Here is a 23,082-nt window from a genome sequence, read left to right as displayed (position 1 = left end):
TATGAAGAAATCGACTTTACTCATCGCCGGACTTCTTGCATTGGGCAGTACATCCATGCACGCCGACGAAGGTATGTGGACGCTCTACAACTTGCCTGATGCCGTCTACGACCAAATGGTAGCCGAGGGATTCCAGTTGCCTTGCGACATGCTTTACAACTCGCCCAATGCTATCAGCAATTATGTTGTCAACTTCTCCGGCTTCTGTTCAGGTGTGGTTGTATCGCAGGACGGTCTTGTTTTCACCAATCATCATTGTGGGTTCAGCGCAATTAACGCCCATTCCACCGTCGAACATGACTACATGAAGGATGGCTTCTATGCAAAGAGCTTTGCTGAAGAATTGCCAAACAAAGACCTTTTTGTGTCGTTCATGAAGAACCAGCAGGACATCACAGCCCGTGTCAACAAGCTCATTGCAGGTAAAAGTTCAGAAGAGACCGAAGCCATTATAGACTCTCTGACCAACCACATGACTGATTCCATCAAGGCTGTCGACAAGACACTGCACATAAGCATTGACCCGTTCTATGAGGGAAACAAGTATTATGCAACTACTTACCAGGACTTCCCGGATGTTCGTCTGGTCTTCACAGTGCCAAAGAGTATGGGTAAGTTCGGTGGTGAAACTGACAACTGGATGTGGCCTCGACAAACCTGTGACTTCTCAGTGTTCCGCATCTATGCCGATCCCAAGACTAACGGACCAGCTGCTTACTCAAAGGACAACGTACCGTATCATCCTGAACACTGGTCGCCTGTCAGTCTTGAAGGCTACAAGGACAAGGACTTTGCCATGACAGTGGGCTATCCCGGCAGCACAACCCGCTACCTTTCTTCCTATGGCATACAGCAACGTAGAGACATTGACAACACAGCCCGCGTACAGGCTCGTGACATCAAACTTGCCATTATGAAGAAGTACATGGACAAGAGTGAGAAGACCCGCATCCAATATGAGAACCAGTATGTCACTGCAGCCAACTACTGGAAGAACTCTATGGGTATGAATAAATGTATCGATTCCATCGGTTTGATTCGCCAGAAGGCTGAATACGAGGCTAAGATACAGAGGTGGCTTGACGAAAAGACTGTGAAAGACCCGTCGGTGAACGTAGACTTTGCCAATCTGAGCAGCCTTTATGACGCAAGCAATGAGTCAGCTTTGGCACAGATTTACTGGACTGAGTCATTCTGGAAAGTATCAGAATTATTCAAAAGAGCCCTTGACATCACCCGTGGAGCTATTGAACCACAGGGACCACAGGACAATCCTAAGAAGCAATACATGCAGTTCAAGGACAACAGTGATGAATGGAACCTGACTCTTGACAAGGAAATGACAGCTGCTATGCTGAAGAATTATGCCGAGCAAGTACCTGCCAAGTATCTTCCAGACTTCTACACCACCATCAAGACCAAGTTCGGCAACAATTACAAGAAGTACACCGAATGGCTTTACTCTAAGAGTAAGCTGATGACAAAGGGCTATAAGTTCTATAATGAAGAGAAGAACCTGAAGGATCCGGGTATAGCACTTGGCATGCAGCTTATCATGACTTATAAGGAAATCATGGCTGACCTGGGAGAAAAAGCCGAATCCATCGAGAATGAAGAGAAGAAACTCTGCGAGGCAAAGGTGCAGATGGAGATGGATATGCCTCATTATAGCGATGCCAACTTCACCATGCGTCTCTCCTACGGACAGGTGGGTGGCTATATGATAGGTGGTTTCAACAGCAACTATTACACCACTGCCGAGAGCATTGTCGAGAAGATGAAGCGTGCTTCGAAAGTTGAGGATTATCAGGCAGAGCCTGTTATGATGGAGCTCATGAGCGCAAAGGACTTTGGTCGTTATGCGGACAAGACAACCGGCAAGATGCAGCTTTGCTTCCTTACCAACAACGACATTACCGGCGGTAACTCCGGTTCACCTATATTCGATGGGAAGGGTCGCCTCATCGGTCTTGCTTTCGACGGTAACTGGGACAGCCTTTCAAGCGACATCAACTTCGACCGCAAACTCGCACGTTGTATTGGTGTTGACATCCGCTTCGTTCTCTACCTGATGGATAAGTGGGGCCACGCTGACCGCCTCTTGCAGGAAATCAACCCACAGTAAGGGTTACTCTTAATATATTAAAAGAGGTATGTTCAAGAATGAACGTACCTCTTTTTATTTTGAGAGGTTTTATCTATAAGAGTATTTATTGACTTTTACAGCAAGCATCCAATATCTTTATTTAGACAATAGCGAAAAGGATAATCATTAATATTATTAGAAACAAAACATAACAGAATAGTCCCAGTTGATATTCTTTCTTTGTCAGTAATGCCTCTTGCTCCTTCATCTTTCGCTCGGGGAACATACGAAACATCAAGAGGTATAAGGGAACGGCAACAACTGCACCTATCAGGTAATCCCCTCCTTTTGAGCCTGTATGCCATAGATTTAATACACTCTGCATATCTAATAAAACAGTTATTATAAAGAAGCAAAGTGTAAACAGTGCGAGAAGGTTTGTTAAGGTAGCAAAATAAGAAATGCTTTTATTAGCCCCTCTCATATTAAAACGGTATAAACTGACTATGATTTTGTACATAGGCATTACTGAAAAAAGATGTAATTATAGAATGGGGAAAGGTATATGCGATTAGTAGATTCACCAATAAAAGTTTTCTATTATTTAGCAGAAGCACCTCCTTTTGGGTGGCATAGTTCTGCGAAACTTATGTGTGTTAAATATCTCATATAATATATGCTGTCGTAATGGGCACTTGGCAAGCTGAAAAACACCTTCTGGATAAGTGATGTCTTACGATATATTATACTGACAACAGCCATCTTTCTTCCCCCGTTTAGCCATCGTGTTGAGGCTCCGCACTACTCGTGTTGATGCCCCGCACCAATGGTGCTCTTAGTAAGCACCACTCGTGTTGAGGTCTAATACCACTCATGAAGAGGGCAATGCGCTATGCAAAATATCATTAATGTATAGGCGATTTATAGAAATTCTATCCAACGCTATACGCTAAGTCCCCCTCCCTCTCGGGGAGGGTTGGAGTGGGGTTTCCTACTTCTTCGGTCTGCGTCTTGCCCAACCTTCCTCAGAGAAGTCAGGCTCTTCGCCTTTCAGCTTTGCCGGTGCACCCTTCATAAGTTCCTTCCAGTCATCCTTCTTGAACTTATGCTGTGATGCGAAAGGATTGTCCTCATACTGGCGACGACCACGACCCTTGCGCTCACGTGTCTCCTGACGACCTTCACCACGGCTGCCGTAACCACCACGACCGCCTGCAGAACGACCATTGCCACCAGCCGAGCGACCACCAGCTGAGCGACCGTGACCACCTTCCTCGGCATCGTTACAACGCACCTTACGACCTTTGTATGTCGTACCATCCAAGGCACACATCACCTTCTGCGCATCCTGTTCAGGCACTTCGATGTAGCTTTGCTTTGCAAGAAGGTCAATATGGCCTACAGCCTGATGACCGTGCATATTCTTATTGATGAACTGCATCACCTCGCCCGGATAGAAACCATCAGTCTTACCGAGGTTGATAAAGAGCCGCTTGTAACCACTCTCCGGCTTACGGGAACCACGGCTGCGACTTCCTCTACCCTCACCTCGCGCACCACGGCTGTCCTCACGTGAACTGCGTGATGAAGGCTTCTCAATCTCTGGAGCATTCTTATAATAGCTAAGGAAGCGACCGAAGGTTGCTGTTACAATCTTCTTGATGACAACCTCCTTGTCGATATACTCAAACTGGCGGTTGATATCCTTCATGTAAGGAGCAATCTGTTCCTCATCAACGTCTGTCTTCAGAATGTCATCCATCGTCTTGAACAGCTGCTTCTTGCATATTTCCTCTGGTGAAGGCAGTGTTCCGTCAACAAATTCCTTACTAATTTCACGCTCAATATTGCGCACCTTGTGCTTCTCACGTGAGTGGATAATCGAGATAGAAGTACCCTTCTTGCCAGCACGACCTGTACGGCCGGAACGGTGGGTATAGTTCTCAATATCATCAGGCAGACCGTAATTGATGACATGTGTCAGATCGTTCACATCCAATCCACGTGCTGCAACGTCCGTTGCCACGAGAATCTGTGTAAGATGTGAGCGGAACTTCTGCATCGTCAGGTCACGCTGCTGCTGTGAGAGGTCACCATGCAATGCCTCAGCATTGTATCCGTCCTTAATCAGCTTGTCGGCAATTTCCTGCGTCTCAATCTTTGTACGGCAGAACACAATCGCATAAATCTTCGGATAGAAGTCTACCAGTCGCTTCAACGCAAGGTACTTATCGCGTGCATTCACCATATAATATATATGGTTTACACTCTCCGCACCCTCGTTACGGCTGCCCACAACGATCTCTTTATAGTCGTGCAGATAACCCTTTGCAACACGCTCCACCTCACGACTCATCGTAGCCGAGAACAACAGTGTGTTACGGTCTTCAGGCACACCGGTCAATATCTCGGTGATACTCTCCTGGAAACCCATGTTCAGCATCTCGTCAGCCTCATCCAGAACAACGTTTGTAACCTTGTCAAGGCGAGCCTTTCCACGGTGCATAAGGTCAATCAATCGACCCGGTGTAGCCACGATAATCTGCACACCATGACGCAACTGGCGAATCTGTGTGTCGATAGACGCACCGCCGTAAACAGCTGCGATGTGCAGATGAGGGATATACTTACTAAATTCCTTCAAGTCATCGGCAATCTGCAGACAAAGTTCACGGGTAGGACTAAGCACAACCGCCTGTGTCTCCTTGCTGCTTGTGTCAATACGTTGCAGCAAAGGCAGACCGAATGCAGCCGTCTTACCCGTACCGGTCTGTGCCAGTGCGATGACGTCGTTACGATTACCAAGTAAATAAGGGATTACTTCTTCCTGTACAGGCATTGGATTTTCAAATCCAAGCTCACTGATGGCGCGGCGAATCTCTTCGCTCACACCTAACTCTTCAAATGTCTTCAAATTCGTTTGTTTATTATTTATTATCCTATATAAAAGGTAAGCTCGCCACCAAACGAACCCACTGAAAAGACACTTGCCTGCGCCGGGCTTCAACCAGTCAGTACGCAGACTCTCAGGTGGCATGTTACTTTTATCGGGAGTGCAAAGGTACGTCAAGAAGTTGAAATGAGCAAATAAAACTGCCTATAAATCAATGGGATGTAAGAAAAAAGCTGTCTGAAAGAAAAAGAAATAGCAGGATCAAGCAATGCCAGCATCCTCAGAAACCACGATGAAAGGTTCATTTTCATGAATATTACCAGTTATTTTACGCCATGTCTCCCTTATGATACATTATCTTTATACCGTATTCCTTTTATGAAGTATTACCCTTATGGCATACAGCCTTGATGCCACATCCCTTGATACCACATTTCTCAGCCACATTGTCCGCCCCATGTTTTCAGAAGAAGAAAAGTTCAGTCTTTTAAAAGAGACGACTTCTTCCAAAGGAGATTATCAGAGGCAGAACAACCAAAAATCAATCTATTAAAATATTTTATCATACATATTAAAAAAGAATACAAATCAGTCATTTCTGTTATAAAGTCTAAAAGTAATGGTAAATATTATTGAATTACATTTTATTTATGTGTTTTTTTTGTAACTTTGCCTTGTCAAATAGAAAAATAGTCGTTATTAAAGTTAATTATTTGAGTTAGTACAAGAACACAAAACTTACGTGAGTAAGTTTGATGTTAAACGAAAGGCTTCGCAGTGATGCGGAGCCTTTTATGTTTTTACTAAAAGATGATTCACCCTCAGAAAAACAAGTCCCCTAATCAGATAAGCCTTGCTAAACTATATGCGTATCCCCACTAAATATCTACTGTCCCCTTTGATGCAAAGGGAAAGCTGCTGAAAGTAAAGGGTGATGTGAAGAAAACGTTATACGATAAAGAGTTTGTAATAGAACCATTGGAGCAATAATAAAAGAAAAACGCCGAGACTCTCAACGAGCTCCGGCGTTATTAGTATGTTTAACTAAGAAATCTTTTCAAAATGAAAGGGAACCTCACGGCCTCCTTTGTCATCCTAGATCAATCGTTAAACTTTTACCTTAATAAAATAACTAAAAACCTAAATCTATTACTACTAACCTAAACAATCTATTAACCTTTTGACGATGCAAAGTTAAAAAGTTTTCAAGTTTCCTGCAACTTTCCAAAAGTTTTTTGCGTGAAAAGTAGCTTTTTCTTGATACATATCAACTCTTTGTGTGCGCAAACAATCAATATTTCCTCACTTTTCTTGGCTTTTTATCTGTTTTCTTGTAACTTTGCTGCAAATGATATATCAATGAGAATACTGATAGTAAATACCAGTGAGAAAACGGGTGGGGCTGCTGTTGCAGCCAACCGGCTCAAGGATGCTCTGAACAACAACGGAGTAAAAGCGAAGATGTTGGTGCGTGACAAGCTCACGGATGACATTACCGTGGTCAGTCTCGGGCACGAATGGCGTAACCAGTGGCATCTGCTTTGGGAACGATTCTGTGTGTTCTGGCACCTTCACTTCTCCAGAAACCACCTCTTTGAGATTGACCTGGCAAATTCTGGAACGGATATCACGAAGCTACGTGAGTTCAAGGAGGCAGATGTAATCCACCTTTCCTGGATTAATCAGGGCATGCTCTCGCTGAAAAGTATCAGGAAGATATTGTGTTCCGGCAAGCCCGTTGTGTGGACAATGCACGACCTCTGGCCAGCATCCAGTATCTGTCATTATGCGCACGGATGCTATCGTTATGAGAATGGTTGCGGTAACTGTCCGCTCCTGCCGGGTAATGGCAATCCGAATGATTTGTCTTCAAAGGTGTGGAAACGCAAGAAAACCATGCTCAGTCACGGTAATATATGGTTTGTAACCTGCAGCCAGTGGCTTGCCCGACAGGCTAAGCGGAGTGGTCTTCTTCGTGGTCTTAGCGTCACGAGTATTCCCAATCCCATTGATACTCATTTCTTCGAGCCGCAGGATAAGCAGGTTGCACGGCAGCATCTGCAGCTTCCAACGGACAAACGGTTTGTGCTGTTTGTTTCCCAGCGTGTGACGGATCAGCGCAAGGGGATGGACTTCTTCGTCGAGGCTATTGGCAGGATGGTAGCTGAACATCCGGGAATGAAGGAGAATACAGGTATCGCCATTCTCGGCGGACACGCTGAGGAACTGGAAGGGAAACTTGCTTTGCCGGTTTATCCTATCGGTTATGTGAGCGACCAGCAGCGCATCCGTGATGTCTATAATGCCGCTGACGTTTTCGTGCTTCCGTCGCTTGAGGACAATCTTCCCAATACCATCATGGAGGCTATGGCATGTGGCGTACCCTGCGTAGGCTTCAAGGTTGGTGGCATACCCGAGATGATTGACCACCGCAAGAACGGCTATGTCGCAGCCGAACGCAATGCTGAAGACCTCGCCAAGGGCATGCGCTGGGTGCTTGATGAGGCTGACTATGCAGCTCTTTCTGAAGCAGCAGTAGGAAAAGTATTGCGCAGTTATTCGCAGCACAGTGTCGCAATGCAGTATCTTGAAGTATATAATGAGGCACTTGCCTTTAAGAATTTCCGATTATGATCACGTTTTCAGTAGTCACGATAACCTATAATGCAGCCTCGGTTCTGCAACCGACACTTGACAGTGTGCTCATGCAGGACTATCCTCATGTGGAGCATATCATCATTGATGGTGCTTCAAAGGATGATACGGTAAAGATAGCTGAAGCCTATCAGCAGCAGTCGGATGAGGCGGAAAATGAGCATACTGTACGCATCCAGAGTGAACCTGACGACGGACTCTACTATGCCATGAACAAGGGGTTGCAGCTGGCAACAGGTGATTATGTTGTCTTTCTGAATGCCGGCGACCGTTTCCCTGAACCCGACACACTTGACAAGGTGGTGCTTGCAGCTGTCGTCGGTGATGGTGAGGAGCGTCCCGCAGTGCTTTTCGGTGATACGGACATAATTGATGAAAAGGGCAACTTCCTTTGTCATCGCAGGCTCAGTCCTCCCGGACGGCTCACCTGGCGTTCCTTCCGTTATGGCATGCTGGTATGTCATCAGGCGTTCTATGCCCGTATGGATATAGCCCGCTCGCTGCCGTATGATACAGACTATCGTTATTCAGCTGATGTTGACTGGTGCATCCGGATAATGAAAGAGGGCGAAAAACGTCGTCTTCTCCTTCGCAATATCCATGCTGTCGTGGCGAATTATGTGCAGGAAGGGCAGACTACCATCCATCATAAGGAGTCGCTCCGTGAGCGTTTTGACGTGATGCGCAGGCATTATGGATTGGTTCGGACCCTCTTGCTGCATGTGTGGTTTGCTATCCGCAGTCTTATAAAATAGGATGATACCTGTGGCTTAAATGCCCTTAATACGTCCTATTGATTGTTAAGAACGGCAATTTCTTTGCAGGTCAATCGTTTTATTCATGGGTGGTTCTGGTGTGGGGATACGCAAGGTGCGCTTCTATACACAATATCCACGGGATGAATATGTACCGGCGGATTGCCATTCCAGGGTCTTGATATAGCCCTTTAATATAATAAAACGTACGACAATGGAAAGAATCAGGATTAAAATGTTTGTAGCTTTGCTGTTGCTGTGCCTCTCGGTGTCAGCGCAGACAGAGTATAGCGGTGTTGCTGGTGCATCTCCAGGATTGGTGAAAGCAAACAAGCAGGCTGCCGCAAAGGAGTCAAATCACACTGCTAAGGCTGGTACTTCGTCTGCGGCTTCAAAGTCCCAGACGGCTCATGGGAATAGTGTCAAGACCAGTAAGGATGCTAATCCACAGCAGGCAGCCGACAATGACTCGGCGGAGGTGGAAGTAAAGCAAGGTTTCAAGACTTTCTCACGTGGTATGGGAAAGGTTTTCAAGCGTGAGGTAAAATCAATGGGCGAGGTGACACGTAAGATAGGTGATGACGGAAAGAAGTTCTTTAAGAAGCTCGGCAAGGGCATCTCTGACTCCTTCAAATCCGACAGCACAGCAACCAAGTAAGTTTCGTTTCATATTATATCGAGGATGTTCCAAGGACAGCACCATTACCGGTCAGAAGCCTTGAAACATCCTTTTTCATGCCATAATGTATTCGTAGGACAGTTTATGGGCTGTACTTTACGTGAAAAGGAATATCCTTTCTTGATAAACCAATATGAGGTGTGTAGGAGAGTTCTCCTTTATCTGTTCTGAATTTCTGTTGTATTCTCATCAATCAAACGGCAAGAAAGAAGTGTTGTATGACCGTTGTGAAGAAAATATATTAGTCGGCAGACTTGTAGGGTACTTACTTTCACCTCTCCACTCGGAGAAGGGTCGGGGTGGGGCTGTTATTGGAAGAGGGACTGGAAAAGGTTACTTTTGTCGTGTTTTTTTATTTCTCATTTTTAATCTACGCTTTTCTGCACTCGAATCAAGCCCAAACTGACGTTCAAAAGGGCGTTAATTGAAGCCTAACTAAGGCTTAGTTGAAGTCCAATTAAGCACCTTTTCTTGTATGGTTTTGTAACATATTGAACTTCAGTTAATTGTAAATACGGGTGTAAGATGGTTTTTGTGCGTGCACCAAGGGAATATAGCAAGCGTTTTTGTAAATATATTTCGGTATTGTGGTCAAGGCAAAACGGTGCTTGTTTTTATAGAGAAGGCAGGATAATGGCGATACGATAAGCATACAGTTCTTTTTGTTTCATGAGAAGACAGGACAGGTTGTTCTCCTAATGTGTTTCGTAATGGTACGTAATCTGTTGTCAGTGTCTTAATAAGTGATTTGGAATGTTTTGCCGTTATTAAATAATTGACTACCTTTGTCAGCCGAAACAAAACATTTATGAATACCATTGTTCCCTTTAGTCATCCGATGTATATCATGCTGAAACCTGCCGGTTCACTTTGTAACCTGCGGTGTAAGTACTGTTATTATCTGGAGAAGAGTAAGCTGTATGACGATAACAAGAATCATGTGATAACTGATGCGCTGCTTGAGAAGTTCATCAAGGAGTATATCGAGGCGCAGACAACGCCGCAGGTGCTCTTTACATGGCATGGCGGTGAGACCCTGATGCGCCCCGTATCCTTCTATCGTCGTGCACTGGAACTGCAACGGTATTATGCCCGTGGGCGTCAGATTGACAACAGCATTCAGACGAATGGCATCCTCCTGAATGATGAATGGTGCCGCTTCTTCAAGGAGAACAATTTTCTTGTGGGCGTCTCTATTGACGGACCGCAGGAGTTTCATGATGAGTATCGACGGACGGCTACCGGCAAACCGTCCTTCCGTCAGGTGATGAAAGGTGTCGACCTGCTGAACAAGCACGGTGTGGAATGGAATGCCCTTGCCGTGGTCAACGACTTTAATGCAGATTATCCATTGGACTTCTATCACTTCTTCAAGGAGATAGGCTGTCGTTATATCCAGTTTACTCCTATTGTTGAACGGATTGTAAACCGTACCGATGGGCTTACACTGGCACCCGGAATGCAGGAAGGTGGTGAGGTGACTGACTTCTCTGTTACTGCCGAGCAATGGGGAAACTTCCTTTGTGCCATCTTCGATGAGTGGGTACATAATGATGTAGGCGACTATTATATACAGCTCTTTGATGCCACTTTGGCAAACTGGGTCGGCGTGGCACCGGGCATCTGTACGATGGCAAAGGAGTGCGGTCATGCTGGAGTAATGGAATACAACGGCGATGTTTATTCCTGTGACCATTTCGTTTACCCTGAACATAAACTTGGAAACCTGTCCCGACAGACTATCTATGAGATGATGAACAGCGACCGGCAGAAAGAGTTTTCAAAGATGAAATACAGACTTCTTCCGCAGCAATGCAAGGAGTGTAAGTTCCAGTTTGCCTGTCATGGAGAGTGTCCCAAGAACCGTTTTGTCCGTGATTGTTACGGCAATCCGGGGCTTAACTATCTCTGTAAGGGCTATCATCAGTTCTTCGAGCATATAGCACCTTATATGGACTTTATGAAGAATGAGCTGGAGAACCAGCGCCCGCCAGCTAATGTAATGAGTCAGATTTTCGGTTAGGTAGGGGTTCATGATTAATTGCATATAAGCGTTTAATTTTGAAAACCTACTTGACAAGTCGTTTTAAAAGATACCAATGGCTAACATATACGGGAAATGAAAGGCAGGTGGCAGTAATTAAATACTTTATTATGTCCCTCGCAACGAAGTAGGAAAGCTGTTTCTTATCGGGGAACAGTTGGCAAGCAGGGGCATAAATGAAAGCAGCTCCGACAGACTGGTGTCTGCCGGAGCTGTTTTATGATGTGGGAAATGTTTACTTACTGATTGAGAGTAACTGACCATCAGATACACGGGTCAATTTGCCTATGCGGTTCTGACGGCAAAGCTGCTCAACACTGATGCCATGTTGTCTGGCTATCGTTTCTAATGTCTCACCGTCGACCACCTTGTGATAGATAATCTTTCCGTTGTTAGCGGTAGGCTCTGTACGTGGTGTGTGGTTGGAGAAATCAGTGTTGTAGTTCTTCTCCTGACGTGGAGTATAGCTCTGGTTACCTTTACCCTGGATGTTTTCACGTGAGTAGCTGAGGCTTGATGAAGTTCCACGGGCTGCCGTTGCACGTTCTGACTCCTGTGCTATGGTGCTGCGACGGAACACATAGAAGTCACCAGTAACGTCCTGATGAGCGAAGTCGAAGAAGAGTGCCGGGTTCAAAGCCACACCTGCCAGACGTGTCTCGAAGTGGAGGTGAGAACCTGTAGAACGACCGGTGTTACCGCCCAGACCGATAGGCTGACCAGCACGGACAGTCTGGTTTGGAGTAACAATCTGCTTTGAAAGGTGACCGTAGATGGTCTCAAGTCCGTTATTATGTCGGATAACGATATACTTACCATATCCGTTTGCATCATATTTCACTACACGAACCTTACCTGAGAAGGCTGCACGGATGGTATCGCCGATGTAGACCTTGATGTCAAGACCCTGATGGCGACGACCCCAGCGACGTCCGAAGTTACTTGTGATGACACGGCTTGGAGTCGGCATGTGGAAGCCGCGGAGGTCAATTTTGTATACATCGGGGAGGTTACCGCCTCGGTGTGCGTAGTTGTTGTTCCAGTCGTTATAGAGTTCTGCTGCTGGTTCTTCAATCTCTTCAGCCTCACGCAGACGGCTGATTACCATTGTGTCGAGAGCCTTAGCCCGACGGTCGATAGGTGCCTGGCGTGCAAGCAGGTCCTGTGCATTTGCTGAATGGGCTGTCAGGGTTAAAAGAGATGTTAGTGCAAAAGTTCTAATTACTTTCTTAAAAGTCATAATCAAGTTATTTTATTAAACTCAGATGCCGCAGTGGCACGGGACTGATTCTTATGTCCCTTTCAAATGGCAGAGTTGTTGGTTATTTATACAATAAGCATACAGCTTTGACCAAAAGATGGCGCAAAGTTAATGAAAAAATGTGGGATAACATTGCTGCTTAACAGTTTTTATAGTGAGTTTAACAAACTCGCTTCCCTTTTCCAGCATGTAGGTGATTGGTTTAAAGCCCTTTAGACTGGGGCTTTCTGCCATTTTAATGGTCATTCTTCCTATGAAATGGCAGCCCAGTTTATATTAGTCTTTCTTAACGCTTTCAGTCTGTTCCAAAGCAAGTTATACTCCATTTTCTGGCAAGTTGGGTCATCGTCAATAATCTTCTGCGCCTCTTCCCGTGCCATCTGTACAATCTGTCCGTCACGGGCAATGTCGGCTATCTTGAGGTCGAAGGCAACACCGCTTTGCTGTGTACCCTCCAAATCACCGGGACCACGCAGCTTGAGGTCGGCTTCAGCAATCTCAAAACCATCGTTTGTCTCGCACATGATGTCAATTCGTTTACTGGTTTCCTTGGTCAGTTTGTGGTTGGTGACAAGGATGCAGTAGCTCTGTTCGGCACCACGACCGACACGACCACGCAGCTGATGGAGCTGGGACAGCCCGAAACGCTGGGCATCGAGGATAATCATAACGCTGGCGTTGGGGACATTCACGCCCACTTCTATCACCGTTGTGGCAACGAGTATCTGTGTCTGTCTGCTGACAAACTTCTGCATCTCGGCCTCTTTATCCTTGTCCTTCATCTTCCCGTGTATCTTACTGAGCTGGAAATCAGGGAATATGTCGCACATAGCCTCAAAGCCGTCTTCAAGGTTCTTGAGGTCCATACGTTCGCTTTCCTTGATGAGCGGATAGACGATATACACCTGGCGTCCGAGCTTTATCTGCTGTCGGATGCCTTGATATAGGCTTGTCATCTGGTCGTCATACTTGTGGATGGTCTGTATGGGCTTACGTCCCGGCGGCAGCTCGTCAATGACGGAGACATCAAGGTCGCCGTAGATGGTCATTGCAAGGGTGCGTGGTATAGGTGTAGCCGTCATGACCAGTACGTGCGGAGGGTTCTCGCTCTTGCTCCACAGCTTGGCACGTTGTGCCACGCCGAAGCGGTGCTGTTCGTCAACGACAGCCATACCGAGGTGCTGGAACTGCACCTTATCCTCAATGATGGCGTGTGTTCCGACGACGATATTGATGGAACCGTCCAACAGTCCATCCAATACTTCCTTGCGTTTCTTGCCTTTCACGATGCCCGTCAGCAGTTCTATGCGCAGGTTCATTCCCTTGAGGAACTCCTTGATGGTCTGCAGATGCTGCTCGGCAAGGATTTCCGTCGGTGCCATCATACACGCCTGATAACCGTTGTCGATGGCAATGAGCATCGACATAAGGGCGACGAGCGTCTTACCCGAGCCCACGTCGCCCTGCAGCAGACGGTTCATCTGTCGCCCGCCAGCCATGTCGGCACGTATTTCGTGCATCACCCTCTTCTGTGCCCCGGTGAGTTCAAAGGGCAGGTTGTGGGCATAGAACCAGTTGAACTGTGCCCCGATGCGATTAAATATATAACCACGGTACTTGCGGCGATGGTCGCTGGCATAACGGAGGATGTTGAGTTGGACATAGAAAAGTTCCTCAAACTTCAGCCGTACACGGGCACGCTGGGTGTCATCAACCGACTTTGGGTAATGAATCTTGCGCATGGCAGCATCGCGTGAGATGAGATGCAGGTGGGTTGTTATGAAGGGAGGGAGAGTCTCTTCCAGTGGTTCTGTGAGCTTGCCGATGAGTGTCTTCGTCAGTTTCTCCACCGCACGTGAAGTGATTCCCGCCTTCTTCATCTTCTCGGTGGTGACATAGAAAGGCTGCATCCCCATGTCGTTGAGCTGCAACTGGGAAGCATCGTCAATGTCGGGGTGGGTGAACTGGAACCTGCCGTTGAATATGGTAGGCTTTCCGAAGATGATATATTCCTTGTTGATCTGGTAATTCTGATAGATATACTTCGTGCCATTGAACCACACTATATCACAGATGCCATGTCCGTCCGTGAAGTGTGCGATGATACGTTTCTTACGTTTTCCCATCTCAGCTTCCTCAAAGCTGAGGATTCTTCCTTTGATTTGCACGAACGGCATATCCTGTGAAAGCTCTGAAATGAGATACACCTTTGTTCGGTCGACATACTTGTAAGGGAAGTATTCCAGCAGGTCACGATAGGTCTGGATACCAAGCTCCTTGCTCAGAATCTCCCTGCGGCGTGGTCCTACACCTGGTAAATACATTATGTCTTGCGATAGTATATCCATTAGTCTAATTCATAATTCACAATTACTGAGTAATTCATAATTCATAATTATGATTACCATTGTTAAGTCAGAGTTCAGGATTCATAGTTCATAATTATGAATATTGATGTTTGCTGTTTTATAAAACATATAACTGATAAACTCGTCTACTCGTCTACTTGTTCACTTTCTCACTTGCTTCCGACCTTCTTTTAGCTTGCAGCGGTGTGTAAATAAAGCTGTTCTTCAGCCTTCTTATTCACGTTAGAATTTGCCTGTTGCGAATTATTTTCATGAAAATAAATATTTTTTTTCACGATAATAAATATTTTTCTTCATGAAAATAATTTCTTTTTTACGTGAAAATAATTCGGAAAGAACGCCCTTTACACTTCTCATCCCTATGCTCTACGCTGTTTTATAGTGCTATCTATCAGCTTTAAACACCATCTTTACGTTTTCATTCTTTCGTTCTTCTCATCCAATAACCCCATCAAACTCAGTAATCATAATATATGAACGATGAATTATGAATTCTGACTTGACAACGGTAATCATAATTATGAATTGTGAATTATGAATTATGAATTACCAGAACTTCTGCCACTTTCAAGTCGAACGGGGTGGTGATTTTAATGTTTTCCCTGTTCCCTTCCACCATTGTAACAGTCTGCCCGAGATGCTCAACGACGCTGGCATCATCAGTGAAATCGGCTTTTTCTTCTTGTTCGTATGCCTTTTTGATAAGTTGGATGTCAAAGACTTGCGGCGTCTGTACGGCTTTATAATCGCTGCGTTGCACGTTTCGTCCACTTGGGGAGTCACCGGTAAAGCGCAGTGTGTCAGTAACAGGCAGTACTGGAATTACCGCTTTCGCCTCCTGTGCAGTATCAAAACAGCGTGCAATGGTCTCGCAGGAGACGAAAGGACGCACGCCATCATGAATGCCGACAAGCCCGACAGTATCAGCCGGAATCATCGACAAGCCGTTCTTGCATGACTGGAAGCGGCTTGCGCCACCATCCGCCAACTGGTATTCCTCATTGAAATGATACTGTTCGCACAGCTCCTGCCAGTAATCCTGCTGTTCCTTCGGCAGCACAAGGATAACCTTCAAATCCTTGTCGTAGGCGTGGAAGCGGCTGATTGTGTGCATCAGGACAGGTTTTCCGCCAACGGGAAGGAACTGCTTGGGGATGTCTGCTCCCATTCGCAGTCCCTTTCCACCAGCGACGATGATGGCATATTTTGACGTTTTATGACTCACAGTTCTGAATTATGAATGATGATTTATGAATTAAGAAGTTGGTCGTAAATCATTCCCTTTTGTATCTCTTCGACCTTCTCGGCAGGTGCGAAATAGCTCAGGAGCTTGTATCCGTAAGGGAAAGAAGCAGCAGGACCTGCTCCTGTTGTAACGTTTCCGTCCTCCTGAACAAGTGCCCCCGTGTATTCAGCGCCCTCACCTAAGTGGCTTTCCATGCCGGGATAGATGGTTGCCTTCCTGCCTTTCAGCAGTCCGACGGATGCCAATACCAATGGTGCAGCACAGATGGCAGCAACACGTTTGCCCTTTTCAAACTGTTCCTTGAGTGCTTTGCGCACACCTTCGTGCCTGTCCAGGTTCTTTGACCCGGGCATTCCGCCAGGCAACATCAGCAGGTCTGCGTCAGAGAAGTCGGTTATCTCCTCGAAAAGGAGGTCGGCTTTGACGATTACTCCATGTGATGACTCAACGAGATGACTGCCCGTTATGCTGACTGTTTTTACCTCCACATCCCCACGGCGCAGGATGTCAACAGGTGCCAAAGCCTCTACTTCTTCGAAGCCGTTGGCAAGAAACTCATATACTTTAGCCATATTTATTTTGTTTTTAAGTACATAAATCCAATTAAAATCTTTACTTTTGCAAATGTAAAGGTTGTGCAAATATACTAAATATCTATCGTTTAGTATGTATTGTAAGGCTAAAAGAAATTAAAAAGGCACGTTTTTATGGCAGAAAAGAGACTGAGTTTTGCTGTTTTCGGGAATGCCTCCAAGGCTTTCGACACACTTCAGATACTTGACATGCTGGACTATCTGGCAGGTCATGAGGCTGATGTGTATATCGAGCAGAACTTCTATCGTGTCCTGGCGAATGAACTGAAGAGGGATTTTCCCATAGCAGGAGTGTTTGAAGGGGTGAACTTCGATGTCGATTATGTCATCTCGTTAGGCGGTGATGGTACGTTTCTGAAGGCTGCAAGCAAGGTCGGTCCGAAGCAGACACCTATCATCGGCGTGAACATGGGACGACTGGGTTTCCTCGCAAATGTGGTGCCCGAGGATATTGAAAGGGTGCTCGATGATGTCTTTGCGGGGAAATGTGAGATTGAAGAGCGTGCCGTCATCCAGCTGGAAGCTGATGGTGAGCCGCTCGAAAACTGTCCTTTCGCATTGAACGACATCGCCATCCTGAAACGTGACAATGCTGCGATGATATCCATAAAGGCAAGTGTTAACGGTGAATACCTGGTTACTTATCTGGCAGACGGACTTGTCATTAGTACGCCGACAGGCTCAACAGCTTACTCATTATCTATCGGCGGACCGATTATCGTGCCCCAGTCAGGTATCTTGAGCATAACTCCCGTAGCCCCACATAGCCTGAATATCCGTCCGATTGTCATCAGTGACGAGGCTGAAATCAAGCTCGAGGTGCAGAGCCGGAGCCATAATTTCCTTGCAGCAGTGGACGGGAGGTCGGAGAAACTGCGTGAAGGGGTGACATTGACAGTGAAGAAAGCACCGCATAAGGTGCGCATTGTGAAGCTGCATGGGCAGCGATTCTTCTCGACACTACGCGAGAAACTGATGTGGGGAGCCGATACGCGTAAACTTTAAGGCGGCAGGCAGTCTGCGGGGAGACGATGAAAGGGATTGTAAATCTTAGGAATATCTTTCTGAATCATAGCATATAGAACTGTAATGTGTGCTGTCCTCCTCCGGATTCCTAAGCTCTCGATATAATTAAACAAAGGAGATAATAATGGTGAACAAGATAAAGAAGCTCTTTCAAATCCCTGAAACACGCTACACAAGCAAGGAGATATTCCGCTGGCTGTGGATAGCATGGCGTGGTAACCGTAGGCAGGCGGTGCTGAATGCACTGATAGGAATTCTCAGCGTGGGCGTTTCTTTGGCAACGGTATGGGCTGTTCAGCATGCCATTGATGTGGCATCTCATGCCAGGGAAGGCAGTATCTACGTCGCAGTGGGAATCATGGGAGCCCTGATTATCTGTGACTTTGCATTGAATATAGCCTCTGTGTGGGTGCGGAACCTGCTGGGTATCAAGGCTCAGAACCGTATGCAGCAGCGTATGCTCGACCGTATTCTGCGCTCGGAATGGCATGGAAAGGAGCGTCATCACAGTGGTGACGTGCTGAACCGTCTGGAGTTTGATGTTGTCAATGTGGTGAACTTTCTTACCGAGACCATCCCGAATTCAGTCTCAACGGTGGCAATGTTCCTCGGTGCTTTCTTCTATCTGATGTCGATGGACTGGCGTCTGGCAATCCTCATCGTCGTTATGATCCCGCTGTTTGTTCTCATCAGCAAGGTTTATGTACGGCAGATGCGACGGCTGACACGTGAGGTTCGCAACTCTGACTCAAAGGTTCAGAGCGTTCTGCAGGAGACTATCCAGCACCGAATGCTCATCAAGACACTCGAAAGTGACGAGATGATCGTGGGGAAACTGGAGGGAACACAACGCGAATTGCGCCGTAAGGTGGTGCGGAAAACAAAGTTCTCTGTCTTCTCCAATCTTGTCCTGAACTTCGGTTTTGCCTTTGGCTATCTTGTTGCCTTTACATGGGCAGCCCTCCGCATGTCGGCTCATTCACTTACCTTTGGTGGTATGACTGCCTTCTTGCAGTTGGTGAATAAGATTCAGAGCCCTGCCCGGCAGCTGACGAAACTTGTACCAGCTTTCGTATCAGTGTTCACGGCTGCAGAGCGACTGATGGAGTTGGAGGAAAACCCTTTGGAGGAACAAGGGGACTCAATAGAGCTGGCTGGCCCCTGCGGTATCCGTCTTAACCACATCGACTATCGTTATGATGATAACGAACGTGAGATATTGAGAAATCTGGACTTCGATTTCTATCCTGGCTCCTGTACGGCTATTCTTGGCGAAACAGGTGCGGGAAAGACCACACTTGTACGTATGCTGCTTGCCTTGCTGAAACCCAATAAGGGCTCGGTAGAGATATACAACGGGATGGAATGCCTGGAGCTGACCCCGCTTATGCGTACCAATTTCGTCTATGTGCCCCAAGGCAACACGCTTCTCAGCGGTACAATCCGTGAGAACCTGCTGCTCGGCAAGGTCGATGCAACAGAGGAAGAGATGAATGCCGCACTTGAGAAAAGCTGTGCCGACTTTGTTTTCCACCTTCCGTTAGGGCTTGATACCCTCTGTTCAGAGCAGGGAGGAGGACTCAGCGAAGGTCAGGCGCAACGCATAGCCATAGCCCGTTCGCTTCTGCGTGACCGTAGTGTCATGATATTTGATGAGGCTACATCGGCACTTGACCCGCAGACAGAACGCCTGCTTTTGAAGAATATACTCTCAAATCATGATAAGACGGTGATTTTCATAACCCACCGCCCGGCGGTTGTTGACTATTGCGACCAGACGCTGACGATTGAAAAAATACAATAAGGTATTTGCGTTATCCAAAATAAGGTCGTATATTTGCAACATGACTGACAAACCGAAAGGAAACCTGAGGGCTGGAGGAGCCGTTTTATTGACGAACGAATGAAACTGAAAAATAGACAAGAAAAGATATGAAAAGAATTCTTTTAGCAGCTGTCTGTGCAATCTTCATGTCAGCACCGGCAGCTTTTGCGCAGACAACAGACACTGAGCAGACAACGAATCTGGATGCTAAGTATGCGGTAAACATGCTGAAGCCCGGCACACGTGCGCCTGAGTTCAAGCTGAGGACATACGATGGCAGGGACATAAGCCTGAGCCAGTATCGTGGAAGTTACGTAGTACTGGACTTCTGGGCAAGCTGGTGTCCCGACTGCCGTCGTGATATTCCGGCAATGAAAGCCCTTTACGAGCAGTTCCGCGACTATGGGGTGCAGTTCATCGGTATCTCATTCGATACTGACCGTGAGGTATGGGCGAAGACTTACTGGGGTCAGTACCAGATGAACTGGACACAGGTGAGCGAACTCAAGAAGTTCAGAAAGAACACGATGATTGACCAGTTGTATAAGGTTGACTGGATTCCGTCAATGTATCTCATTGCCCCGGATGGTAAGATTGTCATGGGAACGGTGGAAATAAACAAGCTGAAAGCGAAGTTGGAGGCTCTTCCACTTGCTCCAGAGGTAAGCAAGACGGATGTTCTTCCAACCTTTGAAGGCGGGCAGGAGGCTATTGACAGCTACTTTGCACAGGGTCAGCGTCGCAGCATCCAGTCTTTCCGTTCAAAGGTACATGCCGAGGTGACAGTTGTCTTCAATGTTGAAATGGATGGTACTGTTACTGGTGCCCGTGTCGTTGATGTGAAGAACGTACAGGGAACAAGCAAGCATTTCATGAAGATGAATGCGGAGAAACAGAAGCGTGTGTTGGATAACTGTGTTGAATACTACAAGGAGCAGGCGGTCCGTCTTACCAATAACATGCCGAAGTGGAACCCTGCTATGCAGAAGGGACGCCCTGTCAAGAGCAGGACGAGTCTGACGATAGTGTTCCAGTCATAAACAGATTGCAAAACTAATAACCCCTAAATTAAGATGCACGGGGCTGTCCTTACGAGGCAGCCCTGTGCTTTTTATCCCTTGAAAAGTACTCCGTCTGAATCTACGTTGGTAGCATATTGCAATGTGTCAGCCCTCAGCACCATTGGTGTTTGCTATCCGCACGCTATGTGCTAAGCACTAACACGTATAGAAAAGACGGGTAAGAAGAACTTTTGTTGACCAGTGTTTGGAAACAAGAATATTAATGCTTACTTTTGTAAAAGGTACATAAAGGAAAGGTTGTTGTCGACAGGAGCACTGTTTTACTATGTCTTACATTTCGATATAGTTAGTAGGATTGATTGATAACGGTTGACTTTTTTATTTTTAGAGGGATGAATAAGTTATTATGGTTGTGTGGAATAATTGCCTTCGCAGTCATCAGCTGTTCAGAAGGTAATCGAGGTAGTGTCAAGGGAAAGGATGCACTTAGAGCGTATGACTCCGTTCTTATTGGACGTGATCTAGGCTTTAGTAGACGTCTTACGGATGTTTATTGGATGTTATATAAGAATGGTATTGTAACAAAATGTACGCAATCAGTATTTGTATCTGACGATGGTAAAGACACTGTCACAACTGTTCGTTTTAATGATGACAGCGCTCGTCGTGTACAAGAACTTGTTGACGATATGTTCGTCAAGGGTACTGTAAAGGACGTTGTGGCGGTAAAAGACAACAACCATTGCAGCGATATGGGTGGTCTATACATCTATATCTACTATCCTGGAAAGACTGTTCGATATGAATATGACTGGGGACGGACAGGTGTAAAATACTCTTCCGAGTTCAATGAATTTATGAAGCTGATTGAAGTATTTTAAGTTGAGTAGATTGTTTATATACTGTTCAATTATGTTGTTTTTGTTGGTGATGTTTTTATTAATAGTGTAGTAGCATTTTTTTACTTCTTTTATTTGTATCTAAGAAACCGTTTCTTTAGTTGTAAGTTTAGTACTGATGCGATAAAATCGCGTTAAGTTTTACATATTATCAAATAGAGGTAGTTCTTTGACATATTGATTGTAAATGACAGAGGTTCTCGGCTTAGTGATTAAATCTCTGAGGTGAGTTTTCTCCAAAGCAGAAACTCTTATCAGCGTTGCCACTTCCGTAATGGTGTATGGGCTTTTGTTGTCCGCCTTTATTCTTGCAACAAGCAGATAGGCGATGACTGCAACCCAGAGATGGATTCGGACTGCATTCTCGGAATACCCCCACAAGGTCTTCACGACAATGTTCTGCTTTATCCACTTGAAGAACACCTCTATGTCCCATCTGTGCCTATACAGGACGGACACTTCCACTGCGCTGATCTCGAAGTTGTTAGTGATGAACACTATTTCTTCACACGTCTCCTCATCATAGTGGCAGACTGCCCTGAAAGGCTCAGGGTAAAGTGCATGAGTCTTTGGCTGAGTCAAGCGAATGGTAAAGTCGCCTCGAATACCATCCTCTCGGGAGAAGTCTTTTCTATGACCAATAATCTCGTATTTCATGTTGTCCTTCGGTCTGGTAACCCAATAGGCTCCAGCCAAATGGAAGCGAAAGAACTCATCGAAGTCAACATAGGCCTTGTCCATCATATAGAAGGCAAGAGGCTCCGGCGCAGTCAGTTCAAGTTCGTTGCTGTCATGCCATCTGCCATCCGTGATGTGGATGTTTGCTGGAATGCTCCCGCGCAAGTCAAGCAGAGTGTGCATCTTCACCGCCCCCTTGTTGTATCTTCCTAAAGCCCATGTCGCAAGTTTGACACTTGTGGAGATGGTCGTGGAATCGAGGGAGTAAAGTACGTTGTCTATAGTGACATCTGGTATCGAGGTCCTTGTGTATAAAGGTCTTACCAGATTTATCATATAGATGCCAAACTCCTCATAGATGCGGTAATCCCGATTGTCGTTAGCTCGGGAAAGTGATGACTGGTTGACCGTGTTGCCAAATCCAAGATGGTAGAGGATGTCCTTGTGGGCACCAAGACACAGGCAGATGTCCCGTAGAGAATCACAACTCGTCAGCTGTCCAAACAAAAGGTGCAGAAGCTGGTTGTAACAAGTCAAATCCTTGACATGCCAGTCGCCACGGTACTTCTTCACGCACTTGTCGAACTGATAACGAGGTATGTACTTCACAACTTGTGAAAACACATATCGACCGACGTTCATAACAATGCAGTTTTGGTTGCAAAGTTACGCTGTCATTTTCAAATCAAAAAATCAAAGAACGATCTGAAACCCTTATTAATAAAGGGATATATGAAGTTTAATTTAAAATTATTGCATCACTAGTATTGTAAGTTCTTTAATTGTTTTTCTTTTGTCGGATAGAGAATAAGTGATAATAAAGAGGGTGTGTCAAAATTGATATATCCTCTTTTTGCTCCCCTTTACTTAAGCTACCCCATAATTCGATGTTTATTCCAGCTATGCTGCTAATTTCAAATAAAATTGTTTGTTGGGCTTCAAATAGCCTGTATAAACTTCTAATTAAGCTGAAAATAACAGGAGAATATAAATATTTTTTTGAATTCTTTTTGATTTTCCAATAAATAATGTACTTTTGTGTGAAGTAAGC

At 45.8% G+C, this 23,082-nt stretch carries 15 protein-coding genes; 9 read left to right on the top strand and 6 right to left on the bottom strand.

The genetic code is table 11. From position 1 onward, the window contains the following. The first annotated feature begins 1 nt into the window (after nucleotide 1). On the top strand, nucleotides 2-2,125 hold the full coding sequence (locus ADJ77_RS05690; RefSeq protein ID WP_025078561.1) for a S46 family peptidase: 2,124 nt from the start codon (nucleotides 2-4) through the stop codon (nucleotides 2,123-2,125). A gap of 952 nt (nucleotides 2,126-3,077) precedes the next feature. Here the strand turns inward: ADJ77_RS05690 and ADJ77_RS05680 are convergent. Next, entirely contained in the window at nucleotides 3,078-5,000 is a 1,923-nt protein-coding gene (locus ADJ77_RS05680) for a DEAD/DEAH box helicase (protein ID WP_025078559.1), read from the bottom strand. Nucleotides 5,001-6,338: 1,338 nt separating this feature from the next. Between ADJ77_RS05680 and ADJ77_RS05675 the strand changes: the two genes are divergently transcribed. The 4 genes from ADJ77_RS05675 (at nucleotide 6,339) to ADJ77_RS05660 (ending at nucleotide 11,091) form a co-directional block, all read left to right on the top strand. Further along, nucleotides 6,339-7,613 carry a glycosyltransferase family 4 protein gene (locus tag ADJ77_RS05675; RefSeq protein WP_025078558.1) on the top strand — a complete coding sequence of 425 codons (1,275 nt, stop codon included), beginning with the start codon at nucleotides 6,339-6,341 and terminating at the stop codon, nucleotides 7,611-7,613. Continuing rightward, nucleotides 7,610-8,389 carry a glycosyltransferase family 2 protein gene (locus tag ADJ77_RS05670; protein WP_025078557.1) on the top strand — a complete coding sequence of 260 codons (780 nt, stop codon included), beginning with the start codon at nucleotides 7,610-7,612 and terminating at the stop codon, nucleotides 8,387-8,389. The genes ADJ77_RS05675 and ADJ77_RS05670 overlap by 4 nt, the downstream gene beginning before the upstream one ends. Before the next feature lie 214 nt (nucleotides 8,390-8,603). Further along, complete coding sequence (locus tag ADJ77_RS05665; RefSeq protein ID WP_025078556.1) at nucleotides 8,604-9,047, top strand: hypothetical protein; 444 nt, start codon at nucleotides 8,604-8,606, stop codon at nucleotides 9,045-9,047. An 829-nt stretch (nucleotides 9,048-9,876) separates the two neighbouring features. After that, nucleotides 9,877-11,091 carry an anaerobic sulfatase-maturation protein gene (locus ADJ77_RS05660; RefSeq protein WP_025078555.1) on the top strand — a complete coding sequence of 405 codons (1,215 nt, stop codon included), beginning with the start codon at nucleotides 9,877-9,879 and terminating at the stop codon, nucleotides 11,089-11,091. A gap of 256 nt (nucleotides 11,092-11,347) precedes the next feature. On the opposite strand, the gene ADJ77_RS05655 is transcribed toward ADJ77_RS05660, so the two are convergent. The 4 genes from ADJ77_RS05655 to ADJ77_RS05640 form a co-directional block, all read right to left on the bottom strand. Continuing rightward, on the bottom strand, nucleotides 11,348-12,352 hold the full coding sequence (locus tag ADJ77_RS05655; RefSeq protein ID WP_025078554.1) for a M23 family metallopeptidase: 1,005 nt from the start codon (nucleotides 12,350-12,352) through the stop codon (nucleotides 11,348-11,350). A gap of 272 nt (nucleotides 12,353-12,624) precedes the next feature. Then, the gene (gene recG, locus ADJ77_RS05650; RefSeq protein WP_025078553.1) at nucleotides 12,625-14,721 is read right to left on the bottom strand and encodes an ATP-dependent DNA helicase RecG; all 2,097 of its coding nucleotides are present in this window, start codon (nucleotides 14,719-14,721) and stop codon (nucleotides 12,625-12,627) included. 553 nt (nucleotides 14,722-15,274) lie between these two features. After that, nucleotides 15,275-15,910 (bottom strand): 2-C-methyl-D-erythritol 4-phosphate cytidylyltransferase, encoded by a 636-nt coding sequence (locus ADJ77_RS05645; protein WP_050696123.1) that lies wholly within the window; start codon nucleotides 15,908-15,910, stop codon nucleotides 15,275-15,277. Nucleotides 15,911-15,990: 80 nt separating this feature from the next. After that, complete coding sequence (locus tag ADJ77_RS05640; protein ID WP_025078551.1) at nucleotides 15,991-16,560, bottom strand: DJ-1 family glyoxalase III; 570 nt, start codon at nucleotides 16,558-16,560, stop codon at nucleotides 15,991-15,993. Nucleotides 16,561-16,695: 135 nt separating this feature from the next. Here ADJ77_RS05640 and ADJ77_RS05635 point away from each other — a divergent pair, with 135 nt between their 5' ends. The 4 genes from ADJ77_RS05635 (at nucleotide 16,696) to ADJ77_RS05620 (ending at nucleotide 21,335) form a co-directional block, all read left to right on the top strand. Then, complete coding sequence (locus tag ADJ77_RS05635; RefSeq protein ID WP_025078550.1) at nucleotides 16,696-17,586, top strand: NAD kinase; 891 nt, start codon at nucleotides 16,696-16,698, stop codon at nucleotides 17,584-17,586. Nucleotides 17,587-17,731: 145 nt separating this feature from the next. Then, nucleotides 17,732-19,411 (top strand): ABC transporter ATP-binding protein, encoded by a 1,680-nt coding sequence (locus tag ADJ77_RS05630; RefSeq protein WP_050696122.1) that lies wholly within the window; start codon nucleotides 17,732-17,734, stop codon nucleotides 19,409-19,411. Nucleotides 19,412-19,539: 128 nt separating this feature from the next. Next, nucleotides 19,540-20,472 carry a redoxin domain-containing protein gene (locus ADJ77_RS05625; protein WP_050696121.1) on the top strand — a complete coding sequence of 311 codons (933 nt, stop codon included), beginning with the start codon at nucleotides 19,540-19,542 and terminating at the stop codon, nucleotides 20,470-20,472. A gap of 374 nt (nucleotides 20,473-20,846) precedes the next feature. After that, a complete protein-coding gene (locus tag ADJ77_RS05620) occupies nucleotides 20,847-21,335 on the top strand; it encodes a hypothetical protein (RefSeq protein ID WP_025078549.1) in 489 nt (162 codons plus the stop codon). 159 nt (nucleotides 21,336-21,494) lie between these two features. On the opposite strand, the gene ADJ77_RS05615 is transcribed toward ADJ77_RS05620, so the two are convergent. Then, on the bottom strand, nucleotides 21,495-22,673 hold the full coding sequence (locus tag ADJ77_RS05615) for an IS4 family transposase (RefSeq protein ID WP_025079277.1): 1,179 nt from the start codon (nucleotides 22,671-22,673) through the stop codon (nucleotides 21,495-21,497). Between the last annotated feature and the right edge of the window lie 409 nt (nucleotides 22,674-23,082).

Origin of the sequence: Prevotella fusca JCM 17724 (genome assembly GCF_001262015.1) — a bacterium.
Classification (GTDB): Bacteria; Bacteroidota; Bacteroidia; order Bacteroidales; family Bacteroidaceae; genus Prevotella; species Prevotella fusca.
This window is presented reverse-complemented; position numbering and strand designations above follow the sequence as displayed.

Bases quoted from the DNA above. Each gene is read 5' to 3' on its own strand.
- ADJ77_RS05690 (WP_025078561.1), top strand. From the start codon at position 2: ATGAAGAAATCGACTTTACTCATCGCCGGACTTCTTGCATTGGGCAGT.
- ADJ77_RS05675 (WP_025078558.1), top strand. From the start codon at position 6,339: ATGAGAATACTGATAGTAAATACCAGTGAGAAAACGGGTGGGGCTGCT.
- ADJ77_RS05670 (WP_025078557.1), top strand. From the start codon at position 7,610: ATGATCACGTTTTCAGTAGTCACGATAACCTATAATGCAGCCTCGGTT.
- ADJ77_RS05665 (WP_025078556.1), top strand. From the start codon at position 8,604: ATGGAAAGAATCAGGATTAAAATGTTTGTAGCTTTGCTGTTGCTGTGC.
- ADJ77_RS05660 (WP_025078555.1), top strand. From the start codon at position 9,877: ATGAATACCATTGTTCCCTTTAGTCATCCGATGTATATCATGCTGAAA.
- ADJ77_RS05655 (WP_025078554.1), bottom strand. From the start codon at position 12,352: ATGACTTTTAAGAAAGTAATTAGAACTTTTGCACTAACATCTCTTTTA.
- recG (WP_025078553.1), bottom strand. From the start codon at position 14,721: ATGGATATACTATCGCAAGACATAATGTATTTACCAGGTGTAGGACCA.
- ADJ77_RS05645 (WP_050696123.1), bottom strand. From the start codon at position 15,910: ATGGGAGCAGACATCCCCAAGCAGTTCCTTCCCGTTGGCGGAAAACCT.
- ADJ77_RS05640 (WP_025078551.1), bottom strand. From the start codon at position 16,560: ATGGCTAAAGTATATGAGTTTCTTGCCAACGGCTTCGAAGAAGTAGAG.
- ADJ77_RS05635 (WP_025078550.1), top strand. From the start codon at position 16,696: ATGGCAGAAAAGAGACTGAGTTTTGCTGTTTTCGGGAATGCCTCCAAG.
- ADJ77_RS05630 (WP_050696122.1), top strand. From the start codon at position 17,732: ATGGTGAACAAGATAAAGAAGCTCTTTCAAATCCCTGAAACACGCTAC.
- ADJ77_RS05625 (WP_050696121.1), top strand. From the start codon at position 19,540: ATGAAAAGAATTCTTTTAGCAGCTGTCTGTGCAATCTTCATGTCAGCA.
- ADJ77_RS05620 (WP_025078549.1), top strand. From the start codon at position 20,847: ATGAATAAGTTATTATGGTTGTGTGGAATAATTGCCTTCGCAGTCATC.
- ADJ77_RS05615 (WP_025079277.1), bottom strand. From the start codon at position 22,673: ATGAACGTCGGTCGATATGTGTTTTCACAAGTTGTGAAGTACATACCT.